General features: G+C 40.4%; 24 protein-coding genes and 1 other RNA gene. 10 read left to right on the forward strand and 15 right to left on the reverse strand.

Features of this window, described 5'->3' with window-relative positions:
- The first annotated feature begins 16 nt into the window (after positions 1 to 16).
- Entirely contained in the window at positions 17 to 736 is a 720-nt protein-coding gene (locus tag WH223_RS09930) for an HAD family hydrolase (protein ID WP_340047464.1), read from the forward strand.
- Between the two features lie 134 nt (positions 737 to 870).
- Entirely contained in the window at positions 871 to 1,113 is a 243-nt protein-coding gene (locus tag WH223_RS09935) for a hypothetical protein (protein ID WP_340047465.1), read from the forward strand.
- Positions 1,114 to 1,200: 87 nt separating this feature from the next.
- Here the strand turns inward: WH223_RS09935 and WH223_RS09940 are convergent, their stop codons facing one another.
- Positions 1,201 to 2,799 (reverse strand): calcineurin-like phosphoesterase C-terminal domain-containing protein, encoded by a 1,599-nt coding sequence (locus WH223_RS09940; RefSeq protein ID WP_340047466.1) that lies wholly within the window; start codon positions 2,797 to 2,799, stop codon positions 1,201 to 1,203.
- Between the two features lie 390 nt (positions 2,800 to 3,189).
- On the opposite strand from WH223_RS09940, the gene WH223_RS09945 reads away from it, so the two are divergent.
- A complete protein-coding gene (locus WH223_RS09945) occupies positions 3,190 to 3,612 on the forward strand; it encodes a hypothetical protein (RefSeq protein ID WP_340047467.1) in 423 nt (140 codons plus the stop codon).
- An 84-nt stretch (positions 3,613 to 3,696) separates the two neighbouring features.
- Here the strand turns inward: WH223_RS09945 and WH223_RS09950 are convergent, their stop codons facing one another.
- The 5 genes from WH223_RS09950 to WH223_RS20110 all read right to left on the reverse strand — a co-directional run bounded on the left by WH223_RS09950 (position 3,697) and on the right by WH223_RS20110 (position 7,874).
- Positions 3,697 to 4,305: a hypothetical protein gene (locus tag WH223_RS09950; protein WP_340047468.1), complete on the reverse strand. Its 609-nt coding sequence runs from the start codon at positions 4,303 to 4,305 to the stop codon at positions 3,697 to 3,699.
- Between the two features lie 112 nt (positions 4,306 to 4,417).
- A complete protein-coding gene (locus WH223_RS09955; protein WP_340047469.1) occupies positions 4,418 to 5,458 on the reverse strand; it encodes an aldo/keto reductase in 1,041 nt (346 codons plus the stop codon).
- A 31-nt stretch (positions 5,459 to 5,489) separates the two neighbouring features.
- Complete coding sequence (locus tag WH223_RS09960) at positions 5,490 to 6,593, reverse strand: SMP-30/gluconolactonase/LRE family protein (protein ID WP_340047470.1); 1,104 nt, start codon at positions 6,591 to 6,593, stop codon at positions 5,490 to 5,492.
- 65 nt (positions 6,594 to 6,658) lie between these two features.
- The gene (locus tag WH223_RS09965) at positions 6,659 to 7,540 is read right to left on the reverse strand and encodes an AraC family transcriptional regulator (RefSeq protein ID WP_340047471.1); all 882 of its coding nucleotides are present in this window, start codon (positions 7,538 to 7,540) and stop codon (positions 6,659 to 6,661) included.
- 130 nt (positions 7,541 to 7,670) lie between these two features.
- Complete coding sequence (locus tag WH223_RS20110) at positions 7,671 to 7,874, reverse strand: DUF6965 family protein (RefSeq protein WP_445265608.1); 204 nt, start codon at positions 7,872 to 7,874, stop codon at positions 7,671 to 7,673.
- 314 nt (positions 7,875 to 8,188) lie between these two features.
- On the opposite strand from WH223_RS20110, the gene WH223_RS09970 reads away from it, so the two are divergent.
- Entirely contained in the window at positions 8,189 to 8,686 is a 498-nt protein-coding gene (locus WH223_RS09970) for a GNAT family N-acetyltransferase (RefSeq protein WP_340047472.1), read from the forward strand.
- A 149-nt stretch (positions 8,687 to 8,835) separates the two neighbouring features.
- Here the strand turns inward: WH223_RS09970 and WH223_RS09975 are convergent, their stop codons facing one another.
- Positions 8,836 to 10,281 carry an FAD-dependent oxidoreductase gene (locus WH223_RS09975; RefSeq protein WP_340047473.1) on the reverse strand — a complete coding sequence of 482 codons (1,446 nt, stop codon included), beginning with the start codon at positions 10,279 to 10,281 and terminating at the stop codon, positions 8,836 to 8,838.
- 173 nt (positions 10,282 to 10,454) lie between these two features.
- Here WH223_RS09975 and WH223_RS09980 point away from each other — a divergent pair, with 173 nt between their 5' ends.
- Positions 10,455 to 10,799, forward strand: a complete 345-nt coding sequence (locus tag WH223_RS09980; RefSeq protein WP_340047475.1) for an NINE protein — start codon at positions 10,455 to 10,457, stop codon at positions 10,797 to 10,799.
- 108 nt (positions 10,800 to 10,907) lie between these two features.
- Here the strand turns inward: WH223_RS09980 and WH223_RS09985 are convergent, their stop codons facing one another.
- The 5 genes from WH223_RS09985 to WH223_RS10005 all read right to left on the reverse strand — a co-directional run bounded on the left by WH223_RS09985 (position 10,908) and on the right by WH223_RS10005 (position 13,773).
- Positions 10,908 to 11,519, reverse strand: a complete 612-nt coding sequence (locus WH223_RS09985) for a hypothetical protein (RefSeq protein ID WP_340047476.1) — start codon at positions 11,517 to 11,519, stop codon at positions 10,908 to 10,910.
- Positions 11,520 to 11,647: 128 nt separating this feature from the next.
- Positions 11,648 to 11,842, reverse strand: a complete 195-nt coding sequence (locus tag WH223_RS09990; protein ID WP_340047477.1) for a hypothetical protein — start codon at positions 11,840 to 11,842, stop codon at positions 11,648 to 11,650.
- A gap of 415 nt (positions 11,843 to 12,257) precedes the next feature.
- Positions 12,258 to 12,625: a transfer-messenger RNA gene (gene ssrA, locus WH223_RS09995) on the reverse strand.
- A 48-nt stretch (positions 12,626 to 12,673) separates the two neighbouring features.
- On the reverse strand, positions 12,674 to 12,910 hold the full coding sequence (locus WH223_RS10000) for a hypothetical protein (RefSeq protein WP_340047478.1): 237 nt from the start codon (positions 12,908 to 12,910) through the stop codon (positions 12,674 to 12,676).
- A gap of 2 nt (positions 12,911 to 12,912) precedes the next feature.
- The gene (locus WH223_RS10005; protein ID WP_340047479.1) at positions 12,913 to 13,773 is read right to left on the reverse strand and encodes a universal stress protein; all 861 of its coding nucleotides are present in this window, start codon (positions 13,771 to 13,773) and stop codon (positions 12,913 to 12,915) included.
- A gap of 277 nt (positions 13,774 to 14,050) precedes the next feature.
- Between WH223_RS10005 and WH223_RS10010 the strand changes: the two genes are divergently transcribed.
- Together WH223_RS10010 and WH223_RS10015 are read left to right on the forward strand one after the other, a co-directional pair.
- A complete protein-coding gene (locus WH223_RS10010; protein ID WP_340047480.1) occupies positions 14,051 to 14,590 on the forward strand; it encodes an RNA polymerase sigma factor in 540 nt (179 codons plus the stop codon).
- Positions 14,591 to 14,601: 11 nt separating this feature from the next.
- Entirely contained in the window at positions 14,602 to 15,936 is a 1,335-nt protein-coding gene (locus WH223_RS10015) for an outer membrane beta-barrel protein (RefSeq protein ID WP_340047481.1), read from the forward strand.
- Here WH223_RS10015 and WH223_RS10020 read toward each other — a convergent pair.
- A complete protein-coding gene (locus WH223_RS10020) occupies positions 15,933 to 16,544 on the reverse strand; it encodes an HAD family hydrolase (protein WP_340047482.1) in 612 nt (203 codons plus the stop codon). The two genes, WH223_RS10015 and WH223_RS10020, sit on opposite strands and share 4 nt — an antisense overlap.
- A 382-nt stretch (positions 16,545 to 16,926) precedes the next feature.
- Here WH223_RS10020 and dnaE point away from each other — a divergent pair, with 382 nt between their 5' ends.
- Positions 16,927 to 21,345 (forward strand): DNA polymerase III subunit alpha, encoded by a 4,419-nt coding sequence (gene dnaE, locus WH223_RS10025; protein ID WP_340047483.1) that lies wholly within the window; start codon positions 16,927 to 16,929, stop codon positions 21,343 to 21,345.
- Positions 21,346 to 21,450: 105 nt separating this feature from the next.
- Positions 21,451 to 21,768, forward strand: a complete 318-nt coding sequence (gene trxA / locus WH223_RS10030) for a thioredoxin (protein WP_340047484.1) — start codon at positions 21,451 to 21,453, stop codon at positions 21,766 to 21,768.
- A 52-nt stretch (positions 21,769 to 21,820) separates the two neighbouring features.
- Here the strand turns inward: trxA and WH223_RS10035 are convergent, their stop codons facing one another.
- Entirely contained in the window at positions 21,821 to 22,462 is a 642-nt protein-coding gene (locus WH223_RS10035) for a hypothetical protein (RefSeq protein ID WP_340047485.1), read from the reverse strand.
- Positions 22,463 to 22,528: 66 nt separating this feature from the next.
- Positions 22,529 to 23,644, reverse strand: coding sequence for a lipid-A-disaccharide synthase (gene lpxB, locus WH223_RS10040; RefSeq protein WP_340047486.1), 1,116 nt, complete (start codon positions 23,642 to 23,644; stop codon positions 22,529 to 22,531).
- Positions 23,645 to 23,783: 139 nt separating this feature from the next.
- Here lpxB and WH223_RS10045 point away from each other — a divergent pair, with 139 nt between their 5' ends.
- Positions 23,784 to 24,566 (forward strand): hypothetical protein, encoded by a 783-nt coding sequence (locus WH223_RS10045; protein WP_340047487.1) that lies wholly within the window; start codon positions 23,784 to 23,786, stop codon positions 24,564 to 24,566.
- Positions 24,567 to 24,594 lie beyond the last annotated feature (28 nt).

Consider the following 24,594-nt stretch of genomic DNA (forward strand, 5'->3'; position numbering starts at 1 on the left):
CTAAATTTAAAATATTATGGGTACATCAATTAAAGGATTGTTATTTGATTATGGAGGCACTTTGGATACCAATGGTAAACATTGGGCAACGGTGTTGTGGGACCTTTATGGTGTTTATGCTATAGACATTAGTCGTGATCAGTTTTATGAAGCTTATGTTTTTGCAGAACGCGAGTTAGGCACAAAACCACATATCGAACCAGACTTTGATTTTCAGCAGGTGCTAAGTATTAAAATTACATTGCAGTTTGAATATTTAAAAGCACAAGGTATCGCTTTGGATGAAAGCTTAATCTCTTCGATTGTTTGGAGCGCTTATCGTTTAGCTTCACAGACTGTAGAGTATAGTAAACCGCTTTTGGAGTCTCTTCACGGTCGTATTCCAATGGTGATGGTATCTAACTTCTATGGTAATTTACAAACTGTATTAAAAGATTTTGGTATTCACCATTATTTTGATACGATTGTAGAATCGGCTGTGGTTGGTGTACGCAAACCGGATGCCGCTATTTATCAACTTGGTGTAGATGCTTTAGGCTTACCAGCCGAAAACTGTCTTGTCATTGGTGATTCGTATACGAAAGATATGGCGCCGGGTAAGGCCTGTGGATGTCAAACTTTATGGCTACGTGGTGCTGACTGGAATCCTGATAAAGAAACAAACGATGTTTCCGCAGCAGATCAAGAGATTTATGATGTTCTAGAAGTTAAGACTGTAGTAGAAAAATATCTGTAGTTCTATTTTTAACAATAAGGATATAAGCGGCTTCTAAATGAGCCGCTTTTTTTGTTTTATAAATTATCGACGAAATTTTTCGGAAAGTTTATTTTTCACTATATTGTTCTTGTTAACCAAATTAATTTTTAGATATGAATATTTTATTAGACAGCTCAATCGGTGGTGTTTTCGGTGGTCTTCTTAGCTTTGTATTTGCAATCGCTATTTCAATTGGTATTTTTCTCCTTTTGAGAAATGTTATTCTTTGGTATTATAAAGTAAATATTGTGGTGAAGGCTTTGGAGGAACAAACTGAAATTCAAAGAGCGATTTTGGAAAAATTAGAACGCATCGAATTAGCAAAAAAGCAAGATAGTAATCAGACGCAAGGATAAGTCTTCTTTAAGGATGGTTTTATAAAAAAGCTCGCTTAGTATCAAGAATACTAAGCGAGCTTTTTACTTTTTATAGTTCTAGTGTATCTAATTAGCCTTTTTTGTAGGTTCAATACGCACTGTTGAACTGCTTTGCGATACCTTGCCAAATCTATCTATAGCTTTCACTTCTATCGTATGCGCTCCCAGAGGTAGTGCAGTGCTGATCTGACCTTGCCATAAGTGTGTACTTTTTGCAGGGAAGCTAGGTCTACGACCAGGTACCAAAGTTTCAGTTAAATCCCAGAATTGGTATTCCGACTGGTAAAAAGGATCCTCTTGGTTGACAAACTTCATGTCTTTCCATTCGCCACCATCAATGCGGTAGCTTACTTTATCACCATCGCGTCCCATAAAGAAGTTTGCATAGAAAGGAGCGCGGTCATTATTACGAAGACCAATAACCTTAGGTGCGAAAATACGTACTTGATAGTCCGCGGGCTTTCCTGCTGCCTTGTAATCGATGGTATAGTTGTTTCCTTTAATATTTAAGAAGGCATAGCCTTTAGGTGTTCCGTCGCTCATCATTGCTAAAGGAGTACCATCTTCTTGGATAATACCCGAATACCAATCTCCTGATGCTGTGGCTGCATTGTACTCATGTAAGGGTTTGCTTCCGTGCCAGCCTTCAGTTTTTGTGTATTCATTTTGACGCTGAATATGCGTATGTCCGCACATCAATAACACGTTAGGGAAGTCTTTTAAATACGAAAAAAGTTGATCACGGTCTTCTTGACGAAAATAACGGGTGTCATCCATTGGGATATGGTAGGAGATGACCACTAATTTGTCTTTCGAAACACGTGCTAAGTCATTTTTAATAAACTCCAATTGGTCAGGGCGGAATCCGCCAGTATAATTCCCGCCCATGGCAGGCTTATAGGCGTTAGGATATAAGATGTTATCCAACACAATGAAATGGGTATTAGCATAATTAAATGCATAATTGGCAGGGCCAAATTCATGCTCAAAAGTTTCATCCGATAGCTCGTCGGTTTTAGCTTTTTTATCCATATCATGGTTACCGAGGACATTATGAAAAGGAATACCTATTTTGGCCATTTCCTGCTTGTAAGCGGGAAAAAGGTCCAAGTCATCGCCCACTAAATCACCTAGAGAAAGTGCAAAGGCCGTGTTTTTTACGCCATATAGCTCTTGCGTTAGGCCACGCGCTAACCAGTCCATATCTTCCATGGTGTAGGTTTGTGGGTCGCTTATGACAAGGGTTCTAAAATCATTAGCTTCTTGGTCTTTTTTAAATGGGAAATTTACCATTTGCTTACCGTTTAAAGCTTCTGAAGGTAAGTAGCGTGAAGTGTCAATATCTTTTCTACGGCTATCTTTGTGCAGGTAGTAACTTTTAAATAAATTGTTTTCATCAAGCGCTGCACGGTATCCTGCTGGTTTTATGACAAACAATACTTGGCCATCGGATACAGGGATGCTGTAAAAACCATTTTTATCGGTTTCCACAATATCACGACCGTTGCTGATACCAATAGCTGGAAGTCCGATTTCTTTCTTGTCTTTAAGACCGTTACCATTGGTGTCATCAAAGATGTATCCGCTTACTTTTTGCTGGGCTATAGCGAAAGACCCACTCATTGCGCCCGTTAGCAGGAGCATGCTCAATAGTTTATTATTCATTATTACGATTTAAGATAGTTCAAAATATATGTGCTTAAGGTGTTCCGCAAAGCTAGGGTTGCCATGTATAGCTTATGTTAATTCGTTGTTACTAAAAGATAAAGCTGTGTGAATGATACAAAGTAGTCTAGGTTACTTCATTTACTCAGTGGTTATTAGCCGATGAATGCGAAGAAGATTTATAAACCTTTTTGTAACGATTTTAACGGAATTCACGGTTTAGATGAGTATCAGCGTGATTATTATAAAAAATAATCTATTTTGGAGGCACAAATGACGATGAAAACCAAAAAATATACAAGAATTAGTGCCCTTATTTTATTCGTATTAGGAGGGGGGCAAAGCATGCTAACAATGGCTAACGAGCCTGCTCCTAAAAGTGAATACCCCATGAAGATTAGTACTTATGTGGGGATGGTACATCCTGTAGCTACCTTACAGTCAGGTAAAGTGAAAGCAAACTTTAGTGATTCTTATAATGTGGGATTGCCGATAGGTATAAACTTCCAAAAAAGTGCAAAAGTAGGTTTATCTTTTGAAATAGCACCAAATATTACAGCTACTGATAGTATTGCTAAAGTACAGTCTTTCTTATTGCATCCTGGTGTTTTCTTTCCCCTCAACAAAGGTTGGCGCGTTACTAAACGTATTGCATACGATAGTAATGGCCGCTTCGGTTTCACACCATCGGTATCTAAGGTTTTGTTGCAGGGAAATCAAACTCTGTCGTTAACAATGCCCTTTCCTTTCCGTTTTGGCAATGGACAAGCAGCTAGTATGGGGACTGCCGTTCTATTAACCTATTCTATGTAGGTTTTATGTAAAACACATATGGCGTGTAGAATAAGAAGCTATGCGCCATATGCATTTTATGTTGGGCTTACTAAAGCTCGTGCATCAGTTTGGCTCTGGAAGCTTAAGGGTGCCGACGATGTTTACGAGCTTTCTCTGATTAGCTTTAAGGTTTTCAAGAAAGTTTACTATAGAATCTTCGTACGCACGTTCAGTGACACAAAAAGCGAGTAAACCTTCCTTTCCTTTGGTATTAATAGTATGATACCTATATACATTTCTTTCAATAATTATGACTTTTTCTCCGTCAGGGGAATTTTGACTCAGCAAAAAATCTAATATAAATTCATTTTCCTTCTCATAAACTTTATAGTTGACTATAGGATTTGACTTTTTTAGTGCATCAAGCTCATTGATTTTCGTTTTCATAACCTCTTCAGCTGTATAATGTCCTTTAACAAAATCTATGGTTACCATACTATGGAATTTCTCTAAGGATTGTCCTTCAGGAAGGTATTCTTGTTTAACGTAATTTGGGGAAGGGTTAAGGCTCCAAGCTAGGTGAAATGTGGTAGTGTCTACCTGAAGCGGGCCAGGTATTTTCAGATAGTCTGTAATTTGTGCTACTGTGGTGCCCTGAAAAACAACCTGTAATATGACGACTAGTAGGGCGCTGCTTATATACGTTCTATTTTTGGAAAGAATTGGTTTCATTTTATTGAATTTATTTCAAGGTACAAAAGTTTTCAGATATTAGCTGTATTGAACAGTAAAGGCCTATACGTTTACCGTATAAGCCTTTTATTGTTTGTTATTTGGAAAAACCTTATTTGAAAATATTTACCGAAGGATTTAATTCTGGTCTTTCAATTTGATGCCAGTAAGGGTAGGGAACATTGGTTTTGCTGGCGTCATTTAAACGTTGCATCTGTTCTGCTGTTAATTTCCAATCTGCAGCACCCAAGTTGTCTTTTAGTTGCGATTCGTCACGTGCTCCGATAATTAAAGACGATATCGTTGGACGCTGTAGCAACCAGTTCAAGGCTACTTGTGGAATAGATTTTCCCGTCTCTTCCGCTATAGCTTCTAGTACATCCGTGATACGGAATAACTGCTCGTGCTCAATACTATCTTCATGAACAGGGCTTCCGCCTTCTGCCACACGTCCCGTTGTCGGCCACGGCTTGTTTCTACTAAATTTACCACCTAGTCGTCCACCAGCTAGCGGAGACCACACGATAGCACCCACCTTTTGATCTTCAGCCAAAGGCATCAATTCCCATTCGTAATCTCGATTGGTAAGGGCGTAATACACTTGGTGTGCAATATATTTATTCCATCCATAGCGGTCAGAAATACCTAAGGATTTCATCAGGTGCCAACCGGAGAAGTTAGAACAAGCGATGTAGCGTATTTTACCGGATTCAATCAAATCATCAAGGGTACGTAGCGTTTCTTCAATAGGTGTTACGGCATCAAAACCATGCATATGGTATACATCGATATAGTCCGTATCCATACGTTTTAAGCTACCCTCCACTTGCTGTATAATACGGTGACGTGAAGAACCTTGGTTATTTGGTCCTGAACCAAAAGGGAAGGTAGATTTGGTGGAGATAATAAGGTCATCACGCTTTTTACCTTTAATCGCTTGGCCTAGAATTTCTTCAGATACACCTTGTGAGTAAATGTCTGCTGTATCGAAAAAGTTGATACCCGCTTCAATACAGATATCGATAATACGTTTTGCATCGGCTATCTGCGTACTGCCCCAAGCTTCAAATCCATGAACACCACCGAAGGTTCCTGTTCCAAAACAAAGCTCTGATACATATAGTCCTGAGTTTCCTAATTGTCTATATTCCATGTTGTTTATTTTTATGCTTTTTTAAAAATATCTATTTAATCTTGATTTTTACAATTTTGTAGGGACCTTTCCGTTGGCTTTTTCCATCGTGGAATTTTGGTTGTTCGTCTATGCGAGAGCAGCTAATATACAACCATCCATCAGGCGTAAGCTGATAACTGTCGGGCCACGCCAAGTCCTCCGTCGGCGGAATAATGGTTTCTACTTTTAGGTCTTTACGGATACGGAGTATTTGTCGTTTTTCAAGGTCACCAAGGTATAGGCTACCTTCGCTATCTATGGTCATACCATCTGTCGTGGTAAATTTACCCAAGTGCGCTACCTTAGCCACTAATTCCTTTGAAAGGAGATTTTTGTTGTTAAGGTATACTGTAGCTACGCTATATAGGTCATTATCTGTTAGCGCTTTAAAGTAGAGTGTTTTTCCGTCATCCGTCAAGGCTATGCCATCCGATTGAACATGGAATGGCGCTCCATCACGTAGCAGCGGCTTCCCTAAACGGCTCACGGTGTATGCTGGATTGGCCGTAGTGACCGTAGACTTGTAAAGTACCTGTCTAACAGCGCCTGTTTGTAGGTCCACAATTACAATGCCTCCTTCGTCGGAATTGGTTATATAAGCTAGCTGTTGTTTCGTGTCTATACGCGTGTCATTCATATAGCTTTTTGCTCCTGTAGCACCTGCTAAAGGATAAACGCGAATGACTTTATTTGTGTTGAGGTCAATTTTAACCAGCTTTTGGCCTTTGTCTTCTTCGGTCTTATCAGCGGAATAACCAGCGTCAACAACCCACATATAGTCCTGGTCATCAATGACAACGGCCTGTACGCACAAGAAGTGCTCCATCTTGTTACCTATGCCGGCCCATGTATTCCAATTGACATCCGGAAATGGGGTGGCGGAATGTTTACTTTTTACTTCGACTACAGCATATTGGTAGGGTGGAGACCAGCGTGGATAATTTGTAAAGATGCGGCCAGAGGAGGAAACGGCAACACCCGTGAGTTGCTTCTCCTTATCTTCAAAGACCGTATATATCTTCTTTTCCTTAGCTTGCTCTTGTGCATCTACCTTTGTTGTCGTAAGAGACAAGAGGCAAGCAAAGCATGAAATCGTTAAACCATAGCGCATCATTATATACCTTTTACAGTGTATAACAAAGTTCAACGATTAATGGCTTATTTATTTTTCTTAAAAATTCAATTTTTATGACTTTTTGTTTCACTCGGGTTGTAACCGAAGTGGCTTTTGTATAGTCTTGAGAAGTGGGAAACATTCTCATAACCGACTTCAAAACAAACCGTAGCTATAGGCAAGTGCATGGTTATAAAAAGGTCACGCGCTTTCTGCAAACGCTTCTCTTGAATCCATTTTGCGGGTGTTGTGCGAAAGATAGCTTCAAAATCACGACGAAAACTAGATAGGCTTCGGCCAGATAGAAGGGCTAAATCTTGTATGGAATGGGGCTGAAGGTAGTTTTCCTCCATAATAGTTGCTAAGTCAACAGGGGCATGTTGGTCTAAGGCTATTAATTGCTGCATAAATAAAGGATGGTTTTGCGACAAGTCGTATAGGAGCTCCAGTATCTTTAGCTTGAACAGGCCGTGTTTAACAACCTCCTGGTCATCGAAATATGGCTTTAGCGATTCTAAGAATGTTTGTAAACGTGCGCCATAGGGGAATAGCATAAAATCATTATCATCATGGCCCGCAGTTAGGTCCCCATCTATTTGGATGAGTTTAATAAAGTCAATGATGATATCTTTCTTAAGGGAAAAAGAAACACTCTCATAACTATGATTTTTCTCAGGATTACCTTTTTTTATAAACTCTACATAGGTAGCTTTCTTGATTAAAAACATTTCACCTTTATTGATGCTATACTGTTTTTCGGCTATCCGTATCTCATGTGTCCCTTCAATAACAAACAACAAGAAGTGGTCTTTCAGCATCTTATGTTTGTGAAAAGGCTCCGCATGCTGTTGTCTGCAAATTTCAGTAGTCGCCATACCCTTAGCTTCTAGGATAATATGTTCGCTTGGAAATGGCTTCTGTTCGCCTTTCTGTTTTAAGACATGCATGTGTAACTGTTTAGACTATAAAAATACAATTTATATGGGCTGTATACGCTACAAGAGGGGTATATAGGTAGAATTTTACATATAGCTTATGATTTATAAATGCAAAAGCCACGTTTAGGTGGCTTTGTATTTATATGCTTTTTACGGCTTCATAAAAGCTACTTAACCGGATATGCGCGGGACATTTTTCGATATCACCTTTCCAGAGTTCACATTCGATAAATTGAATCCTCAGAAATTGAGGTACATTACTTACCGTTTGATGAGGTCCGATAACGACGGTTTCCGGAAAATCTCTATCTGCCAATGCTGTTTTTAACTCATCTACTGTCATGGCGCAAATGTAGCATTTTGTTTTACCATTTAGCGATAGAACCAATTGATATGTTCGTTCTAATTTTTTTAAATCCTTAGCTTAACCCCCATGATTTTGTATGAAATTTTGGTCATACGTATTAGGTCTTGCATGCTGCTGGGGTCACTAAAGGAAATTGTAGTTACCTTAAAGAACACCATCTCACTTTTATATCCATATAGCATAGCGCAGAAGAAGAGGATTCTGGTCTTGAGTTACGTAATTCATAGTTTGTGGCAAATTAAGCACCGCATTTTCTTTAGCTTTGCTGTTTGAGATAAGTGTAGAAACAAATGTATATACGTATAGAGACTGATCGTTTAGCCATAAGGCCTGTTGTAGCTTCAGATAGTGAATTTATGTTTCGCATAATGAACGCTAAGGGCTGGCTTAATTTTATTGGTGATCGTGGGATTAGGGAAACCGCTGATGCTGCCGCTTATATTGAAAAGCTAATCGAGGATCCTAATTTTTACTACCATGTTTTTGAAAACAAAATAACAGCGCAGGCGATGGGGCTTATCACGTTTATCTATCGCGATACGCTCGACTTTCCCGATATTGGCTTTGCCCTATTGCCCGAATTTGGGAAAAAAGGGTATGCATATGAAGCTGCTAGGGCATATTTAGATATACTTATACATGAAAACGTTAGCTCTAAGATTCTTGGAATCACCGACCCTGATAATGTAAATTCTATAAAACTGTTAGAACGTCTTGGCTTAGAGCAGGTATGGAATGAAGAGGCAACAAATGATTTGCTTACATATTCGATAACTATTGTAAAATAGGTTTCTGCTATCTAATAGTAAGCTTTATCATGCGTCTTTTTGACAAGTAAAAGGAGGGATTGTGCGCATATCTTATGTATGCTTCAGCTATGCTTGAAGCGTACTTGATTTATAACGTAAACTGATTAATTCTTAAGTCTTTTAACGGTTTATCTTTTTACGCAACTTCCTCTCGGTGAGTCTTGCTCTTTTAAGACCACTTCTGAGTGTAAAAACTGCGCTGCTTCAGCAGAATCTTTGACTTTTACAGCACTACGTTCGAGCATCTCTGCTTCATAATCGACTAATAACGTTTCTCGTAATCCGTTTTCTTTCCATTTTGAAAAAGGTCCTGCCAGCTTCGTGATTTTTCGGGCTAGGCTAAGCGCATCCAGAAGCGCCTGGTTGGCACCTTGTCCTTTAAATGGACTCATAGGGTGTGCGGCATCACCAATAAGCGTAACGCTTCCCGCTTCATTCAGCCATTCGCTATGCAGTAGCTCTCGGTCATAGGCGGGGTATCCTGTTATTTGTGTTTCCGCTGTCGCGGACATAATCTCGGGAATGGGACTATGCCATGCTGTCCTTCGAATGGCTTCTTCTTTGAGCGCCTTCGTGCCGGCCTCGCTGAGTGCCTTGGCTTCATCTTCCGAAATAGGGAAGCTGAGTTGCCACATGATGGTATCTTCGTTAAATGGCATCATATATATACGCTCATTGCCGTTGGCTGTCTGAAATACGGTGGCCGAATCTAATAGGTCACTATTTCTATCGCTAAGGGCTGCTAAAGGACAAATGCCAAGAATCACAATACAACCTAAGTAACGCAATGGATCAATCTCCTCCGGAATTATCTGACTGCGCACCATGCTGCGTATGCCATCTGCGCCAACAACAAGATCTGCCTCAACTATTTTTTCTAGCCCATTGACTTGAAAGGTTAGGCTTATTTTATTTGAGGTAGTCTCTTTGAAACTAATGAGTTGATGATTCCAGGCTATAGGATTGCTTTCGCTCAACTGTTGCAGTAAGGAGTAGCGTAGCGATTGTCTGGCGATATGAATATTGGAACGTTTGGGATTGGTTTCCACTACGGAAGGAAGCCATTTGCGAGCTCCCCATTCGCCAACTACTTTGCCTTCGGGTGTGTGCACGAGGTGCCGTGTTGAAACAACGCCGCCTGTCAAATTGTTAATCCCAAAACCATGGATTGCTTTACTCGCTTGTTGTAATGTAAGTCCATAGCCCTGAGCACGTGCATCAAAACTAGCGTCGCGTTCATATAGTGTATACGGAATTCCGCGGTGTAGACAGGCTATCGCTAGAGCAGAGCCACCAATACCTCCTCCAATAATTGCTACATGAGGATAATTTTCAGTATCGGCGGGAGGGAAGTTCGGCGCTGGAAGGATGCCAGCACCAGCACAAGTTGGGCATACATATAGATTCGCCTTTGGACGGGCCGGCGTCGTGCTACTATCTTTTTCAGCCTGTTCTACAGCGATCTGGTACTGTAAGCGCACCTTCTTGGTTAGCCTACGTGTTTTTTTACCTTGCCCTTGGCATGTTGGGCAAGCGGCCCAACAACTATCATCTATATTTCCCTGCTTTATCACTTAATTTTATCCTCTTGCTTGATACTGCAAATTTAAGATAAATGTTCATGTTGTAGCGAAGTATTATCAGTGATGAGGAGATTAAGATACTTTACAATCTTTTTTCTACAGCTACGGGAAACCGTATAATGGTAAGTTCTGGCTATGCTACTTTAGTATTAAATTATAGCATTATGAAAGATAGAGTTACAGCAGCATTGCTTGCTTTTTTCCTTGGAGCGATTGGTGTTCATCGCTTTTATTTAGGACAAACAGGTTTAGGATTTTTATACCTCCTGTTTTTTTGGACATTAATTCCCGCGTTGATATCTTTAATAGATTTTATTTGCTTTCTGACGTCTAGTGACGCTAGTTTTAATAGTAAATATAACCGAAAAAATATGGTATATCGGGAATTTAATTATGCAGACCAGCGAAGCGATTCTGCATCCGAGATTCAGAAATTGTATGATCTTAAAGAGAAAGGTGTATTGACAGAAGCTGAGTTTCAAGAGTCTAAGCGTCGATTGCTTCGTTAATAGTTTAATCAATCATTTCAATAGTGTCATGCTCCAGAAATAGGAATTACAGCAGGCAGAAGAATACTATCCTGTGCCTGCTGTAACATTTGAAATTACATATCGTATTTATTTAAAGTCTATAGTAATCAGGAAATGATGTGGAATTTTGAAATGTTCACCTAATTTTTCGGGCACGATATCTGATTGGGCTACTTCACAGTATGATCCTGACCCATCGGCATGTATTGTTGGTGTAATGATAGCAAGGATTGTGTTGGTTTGTTTCAAATCGATTGCCAGCTCTTTTTTCCGTCCAAAGAAGTCTTTTAAGGCGTATTTATCAGGGTTGTCAAGTAAGGAGAAATATGATTTTTTACTGCCAAATTTTGCTCCTCTGATATAGGTTTTCAATTTCCCATCGCTCATCTTAAACATAAATTTGATGCTTTCTTGATTCTCTTTGATTTTAAAATATGAGGTCTCTGTACCATCAAATAGTGGCGTTGTACCAACAAGTTTACCAGCTTTATATTCCGCAATATTTATTACATAGGATTTCCCTTTCAATTGATCACCAAAGAAATCTAATTTTTCTACAAAGACATTTTCAAAATCCAGTATATCTTGAATATCCCTGTTTTCACTTCCATAAGTAGACGTCATTTTTACGCTTTCCTGCGCGAAGCTGTAAATTGAAAGGCTTATTAAAAGTGTAAGAAGTTTTAATCTTAATTTCATGTGATGGTTAGTATTTAGGAATGGCTAATATAATGAATTTTCATTCTTTACTAAAAACTAGACGCTTAAACTTTTAGGTTTCTGAATCACGCCTTGCCGAAATTTATGCGTAACGTATAAAGTTTATGTTAGTCCATATACTCCCTAACGAAGTAACCAAGCCAAAACCAATCTCTTGGTGTGAGCTCTTCTTTGGGGATAAACTCAATGCTTTTATCTGTTATAATGACTTCGCACTTCGCCGCAATACCTTGTGTATATATATTACTTGACAACGCTTCTATAATTGCTTTCACAACTGCTGTTTCCGCCGATATTTTCATAGAGCCAATATAGTAGAGGCGTTTGAAAAGTGATTACTGTAACCCGTAATGTATTAAGAATTTTTTCTTCATGTAGTTGCTAGGGAAGAATGGTTATAGGATGTATGGAAGGGACTTAAGGGATTCCTTTTGTGCATATTATTTTGTGGAGCCGGAGGGATGGTTTACGTCCCACATATCCCGCACGCGCTTCCGTAAAGAAATTAGTTCAAACCCTCTTTTCGGGTTCATCATCCCTTATAAAAAAACAAAAGCTCAACTTTCGTTGAGCTTTTGTTTTTGTGGAGCCGGAGGGATGGTTTACGTCCCACATATCCCGCACGCGCTCCCGTAAAGAAATTAGTTCAAACCCTCACTTCGGGTTCATCATCCCTTATAAAAAAACAAAAGCTCAACTTTCGTTGAGCTTTTGTTTTCGTGGAGCCGGAGGGATTCGAACCCTCGTCCAAACATAGTATGATCTACGCTTTCTACATGCTTAGCTTCTCTTTAATTGTCGGGAAAGGGAAGGTGAGTCGCGTACCTATACCGTTTTACGTAGTCACTGTGTCTTACTCATGCTTAGTAACCTCACACAAGCCAGTTCTATTGTTCGATGCCCCGAATGTTAAACCAAAGAACAGGATCTAACGGGACAAATAGCTATGTTAAGTCTAACTTAAGCAGCTAAGGCGTAGTTATTTTCGCCAATTATAAAGTTGAAAGTTCAGATTTAAGTGCTAGACTCACAATGCACTGCATGCTTACATAACCATCGCTATCCTGTCAATTCCGGTCGACCCCAATTATGTAATCTGCTGCAAAAATAACATTTTTTTTATTAAAAAACGATTATTTCAACAACATGGCTTCCTTATGATTTAGTAATCCTTTGGCCGTAGGGGCGCCATCTTTTAGAACAGCCTCATGCACAGGCGCTGGAACCATAACTTTATAGGTACGTCCGTCTACCTCGATAAAGAAAAGGGCACCATGGCTCTTTTGTGCTTCATCCACAAGAAGCGTATATTTCTCTACCTGTTCATTGATGCGTCCCGCATCCGTTAAGCGTTTAATTAATTGTTGCATTGTTAAAATTTTTCGGTTCCATCACCTTCGTGAAGGATCAATGTCGCCGTATTAGTGTGAATAGATAATCGATTACTGATGCTCGATACAAAAAGTTTCTGCAAAAATGAGCGATTACGTTTAACAATGCAAAGTAAATCTACTTTATGTGTGATAATATATTTATTTAACGTATTCTCGATGGATTCATCAAGGTCGAGGAACACAAATTCCAGGTTGTAGTCACTAAATTCTTTTTCCCAGCGGTTGGCCACGCCAATTACTTCCGGGGAATTATCTTTATTTACGTACACACATTTCACCTTCACCCCAAATCGGGTGGCTAGGTTGAGTATTTCCTGCAAGGCAGCTTCATCTTTTTCACGGAAGAGGGTAGTGAAAATAATTTCGCGTATGCCTTGGTATTTAGCCTCCTTAGGAACGGTGAGCACAGGCGTGCGTATGCCACGTATCACGCTAATGGTGTTGGAGCCGAATAGTTTGTCGATGATACCTTCCGCACGGTTTGTACCCATTACCACAAGGTCGATACCTTCTTTTTTTATGATAAGCTGCGCATTTGAAACTACCGTACCTTCTTCAAATAGGAAAGTAAGGGGGATATCTGAAAAGTTGTGCTCCTGGGCTAATTGGCGAAGCTCCGTAGAATACTTCTTGAACGTTTCAAATCGGTGAAGCTCATAATTCTCGTATACCTCTGGAATCATCTCTGGTTGGCCAGCATGAGTTGCCGAAAGCACAGGCTGCATATAAGTATTCATCACATATATTTCAGCTTCCATTTCTTTGGATAGGCTACATGCATACAAAAAAGCGTTGTTTGCAGCATCGGAAAAGTCGGTGGGGAATAATATTTTTCTCATAACATGTTCGATTTTAGCTATTACAATTTATTGATTTTTTCTGGCGTAGACAAGTATTAATTTATTTTCCTAATGTGCTGTCGCATTTTGTATATGAAATACGTTTAACTGACAACAAAGTTTAAAGGATGCGAAAAAAGAAAGTTGCTGTTCTGATATTCGGAGAATAATTAGTTAAATTGGCATATTCGAACAGACGTTTTTAGTGAAAGCAATAACACAATATTTCAGGAAAGAAAAAAACCTTTCGCTGCGTGAAGCACTGAACAATTGTCTTATGGCCAATTCTGAGCGTAGTAAAGCCTTTATATATAAGAAATATTATGGCTACGTGATGGCAGTAGCATTGCGCTACATCAGCCAATCTATGGATGCTGAAGAAGCAGTTAATGAGAGCTTTGTGAAGGCTTTCCGCAAATTAGATGGTTTTGAGCAGCACCCTGAAGACGCGGTGCTAGAGAAGACTTTTAAATCTTGGATGGCCCGCATAGCTGTTAACACCTCGATAGATTTATTGCGAACAAAAAAACAAGCCCTTTCTTTTGAAGATACAGACGATGAATCGCCTTTAGCAGATACCGTTTTGGTGACGGATAAGCTGGCGGCACAAGATATTTTAAAATTACTCGAAAAGATCCCCGCTTTACAGCGGTCGATTTTCAACTTGTTTGAGATAGAAGGATACTCGCACGAAGAAATTGGACAGATGCTAGATATTCCGGAGAGTACTTCCCGGACATATCTCACGCGTGCAAAACAACGACTTCGCAAGTTATATGTAGAGGAGTTTGGTGCATTGCGTAATGTTAATGCTTAATGAAGCGTAAAATGGAGCAAAAAGAAAACAAAGAATTAATCGAGCACATAAAAGCGCAGCTCAAAGCTTTTGAAGAGACTCCTTATCGGCAAGGGGCTTGGGAAAGCTATAAGGCTGCTTATGAGGCTCCAACAAAGACACGTCGTTTAGCACCCGTATATTGGTCTGCTGCTGCGGCAGTATTGCTGTTGGGCTTTGGAGGCTTGTTTTTTTATAAGCAAAACAATGCTGTATTACCAGTAGGCGGTAATACGCCTGCTATTACGGCTATTACTCCTGAGGTATCCACAGATTCTTCACCGTTACTTACGCCGAAGAGCGACGATCCAGCGGTGGCTGATACAGGCGATATTTATGCCACATTACCAGCATTGGGAGCTACAACATCAACTACTTTTAATACACGTCCAGAAGAACGTTTAGAAGCTCGTCATACGAGCTACCTGTCGACTGCTATTGACACACATAGAGCTGCTGCACTTCATACGGATGAAGTAAAGAGCATGCAGTATCCGATTAATTCACCAGTTTTAGTGCATCATGATGCTGTAGCATCCGAATTGGGAGATGTTGACCTTGGCGCAGGCTTTGTGATGGCACAAAAGCAGGCCGATTTACAAAATTATAAAGAAAGTAACAATTTGGCCTTAACGCCTAAAAAGCTTAAGATAGTTGATAAATTAGAGTTAGGTGCATTTTTAAGCCCTACCGGTACAACCAGTAAATTAGATTTGGGTGGTGGTTTAATCTTAGGCTATCAATTGAGTAAGAAAGTCACTCTACGTACAGGAGCGGCTTTTAATCAGTATGAGGTTGGCATTTTACCATCGCAAATGAATGGGAAGCAAGGCTCGCCAAGCTTTGACTCGCCAGTAACGAACGGATTGATGGGTGATGTTCCTTATCGTTCCGCGAATGCGGCATTGCCGAATATTAATGCGGTGACAGGCAAGGTGCAAACCCTTGACATCCCGATTGAGGTTCAATATAAAATAGATAACAAGTTTTACACGAGTGTCGGTGTATCTTATGCTGCTGTATTATCGCAAGAGCGATTTAACCATTATCAAGAGAAAGCTGGCGCTGCTGTGTTCTCTAGCGAGAGTGATGCAGGAAAGCAAACAAATGAAGTACGCACGGTAGCGAAGAAAGTATCATCTGAAGTAGACAACGTGGGAACCAATGGTTTTGGTGGATTTATAAATCTTTCCGTGGGACGGAAAACGAACGTTACTCGAGGCTTTAAAGTTTCGGTAGAGCCATTCGTAAAAATCCCTGTAGGCCAATTTAAAAGAGCCGACATGAATTATACGAATGGCGGAATAAAAGTTATTACAAATTTTTAAAGCTGATCTACGCGAATCCAACCCATACCGGCTGCTATAGCCGCTTGCACACCTGGGTCACCATCTTCAAAGACGAAGCAGTCTGCCGGGTCTACATTTAAGTGTTCTGCTGCAAGTAGGAAGGGTTGAGGTGAAGGTTTTCCTTCTGGTGTATCACCTGCACAAACTAATGTTTCAAACTTTCCGATAAGGCCAATGACTTCTAAGGTAATAGATACCGTAGAGCGAGAACCGCCAGAAACAATTCCTATTCTTTTTTTACCGATATTATTCAATAAGTGTTGCGTCACAAATTCCACAGGCTGTGTAGCACGTATGAAACGCTCAATAAAGATTGCTGATTTTCTTTTGGAGAACACCTCGATATCAAAAGTCTTCTGATGGCGTCTCGCAATCTCTTGCGCCACATCTACAGTTGGCCATCCGGCTAACTCTTCCACAATGTTGTCATCAAGCTCGATATCATATTCTGCCGCCACCGCGACATAAGCGGCTTTATGCGCCGGCATATTGTCGGCAAGCGTACCATCAACATCAAAAAGTAAAGTTCCGTAGTTCGCTGATTTTTCTTCTAGAATAGCAAGTTTTTGTAGGGATTCGTCGTTCATGATGCAAACATAAGAAAAGACCTTCAAAATATAGGGCTGAATTTCAGGCTTAAAAAGCAATAGGTAATTAATAAACACCTATTTTATATCTTTTTTTCATGCCTGCTGTAGCATAATAGCAGCTTGATACGTCTTATAATCAAATTTCAATATTTAGGTTAATAATTGGTTAGTAGAATCACCCGGAGCTCCCCGCTCTCGGGTGGTTATTTTTTATAAGACCTCCTGTATTATTTCATCTCAATACGAACATTTATTTCATTTTCTTACGGTTAGGGCATCATTTCTAGGGGATAATCACATGTTTGTAATTCTGGCTTTTCTGTGGAAAAAGACGAGACTTATTTTGCTAACTTTGTGTGACTAGTAGAAAGAGATTTGTATGTATATTATATTTGATACGGAAACAACAGGTTTACCTAAACGTTGGGATGCTCCTATAACGGATACCGACAACTGGCCGCGCTGTGTGCAAATTGCATGGCAGGTTCACGATGATATGGGTAAACTCGTCGATCATCAGGATTACCTTATTAAACCTGATGGCTTCAATATTCCGTATGATGCGGAGAAAATACATGGTATATCTACGGAGCTAGCGGTTCAAGATGGTATCTCTATACAAGAGGTGCTTGTCAAATTTAATGAGGCTCTGCGTACGGCCAAATTTGTTGTTGGACAAAATATTGGGTTCGACTTAAATATCATGGGCTGTGAGTTTCACCGCTATGGTGTGGCTTCAGAGATGGCCAATATGCCAATATTGGACACCTGTACCGAAGTGACTGCTGGTTTACTTCAATTGCCTGGTGGGCGCGGAGGGCGTTTTAAGCTTCCAAACTTGACGGAGCTTCACGACTATCTGTTTGGGGTGCGCTTTGCCGAAGCACACAATGCAACGGCCGATGTGGAAGCTACAACACGCTGTTTCTTTGAGTTGGTGCGCCGTGAGGTCTTCACTATCGACCAGCTGCAAACGGATACTGGTTATTTCGTAGAATTTAAAACAGCCAATCCGGATACTATTCCGACCGTTGGCTTAAAGCATATCAACCTAAAGGCTGCTTCGGATGCTATCCGTAGTAAAGTAAAGTCGGACGGTGCTGTTGAGATTGATGAGGATATCCTTAAAGCTTTTGAGGAGGCTTCATTCGCCCATTTACATAACCATTCACAATTCTCTGTTTTACAATCCACTATTTCTATTCCAGCACTGGTAGATGCAGCAGCAAAGCATAAGATGCCTGCGGTCGCTATTACTGACCATGGAAACATGATGGGGGCTTTCCACTTTGTAAATAAAGTGTTGGGGCATAACAAAGAGATAGAACAAAAGAATGCAGAGGCACTTGAAAAAGGAGAGGAACCTGTCGATTCTATTATAAAGCCTATTATCGGGGGTGAGTTTTATGTTTGTGAGAACCACTTGGATAAGTCACGTAAAGATAATGGCTACCAGATTGTCTTTTTAGCTAAAAATAAAGAGGGCTACCACAATTTGGCGAAAATGGCATCCGTTGCTTACACCAAAGGTTTTTATTACGTACCTCGTATTGACCGTAGTGTCGTAGAGCAATACAAAGAAAATCTAATTGTACTCTCGGGTAACTTACATGGGGAGGTGCCGAGTAAAGTTTTAAATATTGGTGAGAGCCAAGCGGAGGAAGCTTTACTTTGGTGGAAAGAGACTTTCGGAGCGGATTTCTACATTGAGCTGATGCGTCACGGTCAGGAAGATGAAGACCGCGTTAACGAGACTTTAATTCAGTTAGCCAGAAAGCATGAGGTAAAACTTATTGCGACGAACAATACGTATTATGTGAATAAAGCTGATGCGCATGCGCATGATATCTTGCTCTGTGTTAAGGATGGAGAGAAGCTGAGCACACCTAAAGGTAGAGGTAGAGGTTTCCGTTTTGGTTTACCAAATCAAGAGTATTACTTTAAGCCGGCAGCAGAGATGAAGAAATCCTTTAAGGATGTTCCTGATGCCATTATTAATATACAAGAGGTACTGGATAAGATTTCGATTTATTCGTTAAATCGTGATGTCCTATTACCTAAGTTTGATATTCCCGAACAGTTTGTTCATGCCGAAGATAACGACGATGGCGGGAAGCGTGGAGAGAATGCTTTCTTGCGCCATTTGACGTATGAAGGTGCTAAGAAGCGCTATGAGGCTATCGATGAGGTTGTTACCGAGCGATTAGACTTTGAGCTAGCTACAATTGAGCGTACGGGATATCCGGGTTACTTCTTGATTGTACAAGATTTTATCGCTAAAGCACGGGAGATGGGCGTTTCGGTAGGTCCTGGTCGTGGTTCTGCTGCGGGTTCTGCCGTAGCCTACTGTCTAGGGATTACCAATTTAGATCCGATTAAGTACGATTTACTTTTCGAGCGTTTCTTAAATCCCGATCGTGTATCCATGCCCGATATTGACGTCGATTTTGACGATGAGGGTCGTGGTCGTGTCATGCAATATGTAATTGACAAATATGGCTCCTCTCAGGTAGCGCAGATTATCACCTACGGTACGATGGCGGCTAAGTCGTCTATCAAGGATACCGCTCGTGTGCTAGACTTGCCCCTACAGGAAGCTAATGATATCGCTAAGCTTATCCCTAACTTAAAGTTGAGTAAGATCTTTACGCTGGATGATCGTAGTTTAAAAGATGTGTTGCGTAGTGAGGAGCTTGAAGCTGTAAACCGATTGAAATCGCTCGCTGATGGTGCCGGCTTAGAGGCCGAAACGATTAAGCAAGCGCGTGTTTTGGAAGGATCCATGCGGAATACAGGGGTGCATGCCTGTGGGGTAATTATTACGCCTGATGATATCACCAACTTCGTACCTGTTTCTTTAGCTAAAGACTCTGAACTATTTGTTACGCAGTTTGATAACTCTGTTGTTGAGAGTGCTGGTTTATTGAAGATGGACTTTTTGGGGTTAAAGACATTAACCCTTATTAAAGATACTGTTGTCAATGTACGTTTGCGCCACGGCGTAGACCTTGATCCGGATGAATTCCCGATTGATGATGTTACAACCTACGAGCTTTTCCAGCGTGGTGAGACCATCGGTGTGTTCCAGTACGAGTCTCCTGGTATGCAGAAGTACATGAAGGAGCTTAAGCCTACGGTTTTTGCCGATTTGATTGCCATGAACGCATTGTACCGTCCAGGGCCGATGGAGTATATCCCTTCATTCGTTAAGCGTAAGCACGGTATTGAGCCTATTGTTTATGACTTGGACGACTGTGAGGAGTACCTGAATGAAACCTACGGTATTACCGTCTACCAAGAGCAGGTAATGCTTTTGTCGCAAAAACTGGCGGGATTCTCGAAAGGTGATGCCGACGTTTTGCGTAAGGCGATGGGTAAGAAGCAGAAGTCTGTCTTGGATAAGATGAAGCCTAAGTTTGTGGACCAAGCGGCAGCGAAAGGTCACAATCCAAAGGTGCTTGAGAAAATCTGGACCGACTGGGAGGCCTTTGCAGCCTACGCATTTAACAAGTCGCACTCGACCTGTTATGCTTGGATTGCTTACCAAACGGCCTACTTGAAAGCACATTACCCAGCAGAGTATATGGCAGCCGTATTATCCAATAATATGAACGATATCAAGCAGGTAACGTTCTTTATGGAAGAGTGTAAGCGAATGGGTTTATCTGTCTTAGGTCCAGATGTTAATGAGTCGCACTATAAGTTTACGGTGAATGACCAAGGGGCTATCCGTTTTGGTATGGGAGCTGTTAAAGGTGTAGGGGCAGGAGCCGTTGATACCATTGTTCAAACGCGCGAAAAAGAAGGTAAGTATAAATCTGTATTCGATATGGCGAAGCGTATTGATTTGCGCTCCGCGAATAAAAAAGCGTTTGAGAGTTTAGCATATGCTGGCGGATTCGACAGCTTTGGTACCATGCATCGTGCGCAGTATTTCCATGTAGATGGCGATAGCTCAACAGGCTTAGAGAAAGCTATAAAATATGGTAACCGTGTTAAAGAGAATGAAAATTCGGCGCAAGCCAGTCTTTTTGGCGGTTCTGCGGCAACGGAATTACCGGAGCCAGTATTGGCACCAGCTCCACAATGGGGACTAATAGAGAAGCTTAAATACGAGAAGGATGTGATTGGTATTTATTTAACAAGTCACCCTTTGGATAATTATAAATTTGAAGTTAAACATTTCTGTGCGAATAGGGTTATAGATCTTCAGCTTATCAATAAGGTTAAGGCGAGTGAGGTAGAGGACGAGGTGTTACTAGATTTCAATCGTATTAAAAATAAAGAAGTCGTAGTAGGTGGTATTGTGGCTTTAGCCAATCATCGTATTTCCAAAAATGGAAAGCCATTTGGTTCGTTTATTATTGAAGATTATACAGAATCGTATGAAATCGTAGTCTTTGGTGAAGACTACGTTAAATTCAAGGGCTATTTACAAGAAGGTTTCTTCTTGCAGATTCGCGGATTGGTGCAGGAGCGTTTTAAGCAAGTTGGTAACTGGGGCTTTGAACTGAAAGGTATTCAACTTTTATCAGACTTACGCGAAAAGATGGTGAAGACCTTCACTATCCAATTGCCACTGCATGTGGTGAATGATGAGATGATTGTATTTATGCAGGATCTTGTGGAAAGCACCAAGGATCAAGGACAAGAGGCCAATTGCCAATTGAAGTTTAAAGTTGGTGACGTACAAGACGGAACCGTGGTAGAGATGCCAGCGAAAGGTGTTAAGATTAATGTCACCAATGAATTTTTAGAGGGACTTGATGAACTAGAGCTGAAGTATGTATTAAATTGATAGGCTATAGATAAAAAATATGAGCTTATCATGGCTTTTTTCTTTCCATGAATAGTTATCTTTGTTTAGTGTATTAAGGAAATAAAGTAAAAAATATTAAATATTATGGCATTAGAAATTACAGACAGCAACTTCGAAGAAGTAGTATTAAAATCAGACAAACCTGTATTAATCGACTTTTGGGCAGAATGGTGTGGTCCATGCCGCATGGTAGGTCCAATCGTTGACGAAATTGCAACAGAGTATGCTGATAAAGCAGTTGTTGGTAAAGTAGACGTAGACAGCAATCCTGAGATTTCTGTTCGTTTTGGTATCCGTAACATTCCTGCTTTGTTATTCTTCAAAAATGGAGAGATTGTTGACAAGCAAGTTGGCGCAGTTCCAAAATCAGTATTAGTAGAAAAATTAGAAAAACAATTCTAACAAATAAAAAAACCGCTTAGTAAGCGGTTTTTTTATTTCTATATACGAGCCTTTATTCGGCTACAATCTCCACTTTACCTTCTTTACCTGGTGACCCTGAATATACCTGACCTTGTGGAAGACCACGTAAGCCCGCTGGCGAAGTTATTATCCTAGAGTAGATCTGTGTCAGGTCTGATGTCGGATTAATCATTCGCCCACCGGCAGACACATCTATGAACAAGTAGTTCTTTCCTTTTTTGTCGGTCGTTTGTGGTACAATACCTGTCGATGCATAGGCAAACTTCACGTTTCCACCATCGCCATTAGGGTTTGTTTTGGTACCATTCATAGCATCACGACCACTCGCTACGACATAAAGAGAGCCTAATTTTTTTATATCCATAGATATATCAAAATTGGAAGCATTGTTTAATCCTGCAATACCGCTTATAAAAGCTTTATTACCAATCTCAGCATATTTAACCACGAGCTTAACATCCTTCTTGCCTATAAATTGCAGGGATGATCCATCTTTCATAATCAGCGTGTCAATATAAATTGTCGCTGAAGAATCACGATTGTTGAAATACATCTTCTGCTTTTTGCGAAGATCAACTTTACCTAAGTGTTGCTGCTCGGTTTGCGCAAAAAGGGTAGAACCCGAAAATACAAAGGCTGCAAGGAGCATCATTAATCTATATGAGGTTTTCATACGCATGTGTATTTAAATTATAAACTATATAAAGCTTAGAACATCAAATAGGCCGAATAGTTTAATCTAGTCCGCAGAAGAATATTTCGCTATCAATTTAGCCGCCTTCTGGGAAGCTCCTGGTGTACCTAATTTTTCAGCAAGCACATCATAATTTTCCATTACGCTGGCACGGTGTGCCGCATCGTTAATAAGGAGTTTGAGCTCGTCGGCAATATCGCGTGTTGTACAGTCCTCTTGAATAAGCTCCCGCACCGATAAATAGTCATTTATTAAATTGACTAAAGAGATAAAAGGTACTTTCACCAAGTAACGGGCTATCATCACGCTAATCTTGTTGGCTTTGTAGACAACTACCTGCGGAATCTTTAATATACCCGTCTCTAAGGTCGCCGTTCCACTGGTAACGACAGCGGCATCAGCCGATTTTAAAAGGTCGTATGTTTGGTTAAAAACAACAGGAATTGGAAGATCGCCAATATACGTTTGATAATAAGAGAGGTCAAAGTTTGGCGCGCCCGCAATGACAAACTGATGTCCAGGAAATAGATAATACAAAGCCACCATCTCTGGAAGGATTTTTTCTATTTCCATTTTACGGCTACCTGGTAATAGGGCGATAACAGGACGTTCGTTGAGTTTATTATCTTCCTTAAAGTTCGGGTTGAATTTGTACGCGTCTATTGCATCCAACAACGGATTACCTACATAGTCAACAGGGTAGTTGAAACTTTTGTAAAAATCTACTTCAAAAGGAAGTATGCATAGCATATGATCTACAATCTTTTTTATTTTATGAACACGACCCTGATTCCAAGCCCATATTTTAGGTGATATATAGTAGCATACACGGATGCCGTGTTTTTTTGCAAAACTGGCTATTTTTAAATTGAATCCGGGAAAGTCTATTAAAATTAACGTGTCCGGTTTATATGCAAGGATATCAGCTTTAACCGTTTTTAAATTTTTGCTTATCGTGCTTAGGTTGCGTACGACCTCTATAAAGCCCATAAAAGCCATCTCTGAGGTGTGAATCAACGGCGTTTCATTCGCCGCATCGCGCATTTGATCACCGCCAACAATGCAAAATGTGGCCTGATCATCCTCTTTCTTCAACGCATGTATAAGATTTGCACCGTGCAAATCTCCCGAAGTTTCTCCAGCGATAAGGTAATATTTCATAAGTTTTATTAATCTTTTAAAGATACATTATTCTGCATAAATTAGCCCTTATCTAGGTAATAGTTTTGTCATTCAGGCCTTGAACTAAACAAAACGGCCTAATCTTTGTTCGTTTATACATACTAAATTGAATATAGATATGATTATAAAAGACGAAAATAAAACCGATTCAGGTAAAGATCCAGAAATTACAGTTACCCCCACAGCAAAGACAGCAACGGTTCGTAAAACTGTACGTAAGCCGAAGACTACGACTTCTGCGGAAGTAGCACCGAAGGGGAGTGACGCTAAAACAACAACAGCAGCGGCGGCGAAGACGGCTGCAAAGCCTCTATCTACCGCAAAGTCTACATCTACTGCAAAGCCAGCTACATCTGCTACTAAAAGTACAAGGGCTGCAAAAACAGTAGCCAGCAAAGCTAAAGCTCCGGTGAAAGCAGCCGTGAAGAAAGCTGCTCCAGCTAAACCTAGTACAGTGACTGGGGATACCGCAGTTAAGGTCAACAAAACGGCGATACCCGCAAAATTACAAGTTAAACGATCGCCAGGCAGACCTGTTAAGGCTAAGGTGGCGGCAGCAGCTAATCTTCAGCATGAAGATTTCGATGCGATTGCTAAAGAGCGCGAATTGGAAAGACTTAGCGAAGAGGCTAGCTATAAGGCGGATTTTGATGCTAAGGTACTTGTCGCTACAGCACAAAAGGATCAAGAGGATAAAAAGAAGAAAAAAGGAAAGGCTAAGAAAAAGTCAATTGTTAAGGAAGCGGTTGCAACCGTAAAACAGTCTGTAAAGAAAACGAAAAAGAAGCTGAAGAAGACTATTCAGAAAATTATAGACGAGACATTGAAAAAGTCTAAAGATACGAAAAGTACTAAAAATGCTACAAAAGCAAAAAAGACAACTAAGAAAAAGAAGAAATAAAAAAAAGCAGCTGTTATAATTAACAGCT

It is taken from the genome of Sphingobacterium sp. MYb382, assembly GCF_037572665.1.
Taxonomy (GTDB): Bacteria; Bacteroidota; Bacteroidia; order Sphingobacteriales; family Sphingobacteriaceae; genus Sphingobacterium.

What these genes read in the sequence shown, in the direction of transcription:
- WH223_RS09985 (WP_340047476.1), bottom strand. Translation starts at nt 11,519, where the DNA reads ATGAAATTAAGATTAAAACTTCTTACACTTTTAATAAGCCTTTCAATT.
- WH223_RS09950 (WP_340047468.1), bottom strand. Translation starts at nt 4,305, where the DNA reads ATGAAACCAATTCTTTCCAAAAATAGAACGTATATAAGCAGCGCCCTA.
- WH223_RS10005 (WP_340047479.1), bottom strand. Translation starts at nt 13,773, where the DNA reads ATGAGAAAAATATTATTCCCCACCGACTTTTCCGATGCTGCAAACAAC.
- WH223_RS09945 (WP_340047467.1), top strand. Translation starts at nt 3,190, where the DNA reads ATGAAGATTAGTACTTATGTGGGGATGGTACATCCTGTAGCTACCTTA.
- WH223_RS09990 (WP_340047477.1), bottom strand. Translation starts at nt 11,842, where the DNA reads ATGAAAATATCGGCGGAAACAGCAGTTGTGAAAGCAATTATAGAAGCG.
- WH223_RS09980 (WP_340047475.1), top strand. Translation starts at nt 10,455, where the DNA reads ATGAAAGATAGAGTTACAGCAGCATTGCTTGCTTTTTTCCTTGGAGCG.
- WH223_RS09935 (WP_340047465.1), top strand. Translation starts at nt 871, where the DNA reads ATGAATATTTTATTAGACAGCTCAATCGGTGGTGTTTTCGGTGGTCTT.
- WH223_RS09960 (WP_340047470.1), bottom strand. Translation starts at nt 6,593, where the DNA reads ATGATGCGCTATGGTTTAACGATTTCATGCTTTGCTTGCCTCTTGTCT.
- dnaE (WP_340047483.1), top strand. Translation starts at nt 16,927, where the DNA reads ATGTATATTATATTTGATACGGAAACAACAGGTTTACCTAAACGTTGG.
- WH223_RS09955 (WP_340047469.1), bottom strand. Translation starts at nt 5,458, where the DNA reads ATGGAATATAGACAATTAGGAAACTCAGGACTATATGTATCAGAGCTT.
- WH223_RS10015 (WP_340047481.1), top strand. Translation starts at nt 14,602, where the DNA reads ATGGAGCAAAAAGAAAACAAAGAATTAATCGAGCACATAAAAGCGCAG.
- WH223_RS09965 (WP_340047471.1), bottom strand. Translation starts at nt 7,540, where the DNA reads ATGCATGTCTTAAAACAGAAAGGCGAACAGAAGCCATTTCCAAGCGAA.
- WH223_RS10035 (WP_340047485.1), bottom strand. Translation starts at nt 22,462, where the DNA reads ATGAAAACCTCATATAGATTAATGATGCTCCTTGCAGCCTTTGTATTT.
- trxA (WP_340047484.1), top strand. Translation starts at nt 21,451, where the DNA reads ATGGCATTAGAAATTACAGACAGCAACTTCGAAGAAGTAGTATTAAAA.
- WH223_RS10045 (WP_340047487.1), top strand. Translation starts at nt 23,784, where the DNA reads ATGATTATAAAAGACGAAAATAAAACCGATTCAGGTAAAGATCCAGAA.
- lpxB (WP_340047486.1), bottom strand. Translation starts at nt 23,644, where the DNA reads ATGAAATATTACCTTATCGCTGGAGAAACTTCGGGAGATTTGCACGGT.
- WH223_RS10020 (WP_340047482.1), bottom strand. Translation starts at nt 16,544, where the DNA reads ATGAACGACGAATCCCTACAAAAACTTGCTATTCTAGAAGAAAAATCA.
- WH223_RS10000 (WP_340047478.1), bottom strand. Translation starts at nt 12,910, where the DNA reads ATGCAACAATTAATTAAACGCTTAACGGATGCGGGACGCATCAATGAA.
- WH223_RS09970 (WP_340047472.1), top strand. Translation starts at nt 8,189, where the DNA reads ATGTATATACGTATAGAGACTGATCGTTTAGCCATAAGGCCTGTTGTA.
- WH223_RS09930 (WP_340047464.1), top strand. Translation starts at nt 17, where the DNA reads ATGGGTACATCAATTAAAGGATTGTTATTTGATTATGGAGGCACTTTG.
- WH223_RS20110 (WP_445265608.1), bottom strand. Translation starts at nt 7,874, where the DNA reads ATGACAGTAGATGAGTTAAAAACAGCATTGGCAGATAGAGATTTTCCG.
- WH223_RS10010 (WP_340047480.1), top strand. Translation starts at nt 14,051, where the DNA reads ATGGCCAATTCTGAGCGTAGTAAAGCCTTTATATATAAGAAATATTAT.
- WH223_RS09940 (WP_340047466.1), bottom strand. Translation starts at nt 2,799, where the DNA reads ATGAATAATAAACTATTGAGCATGCTCCTGCTAACGGGCGCAATGAGT.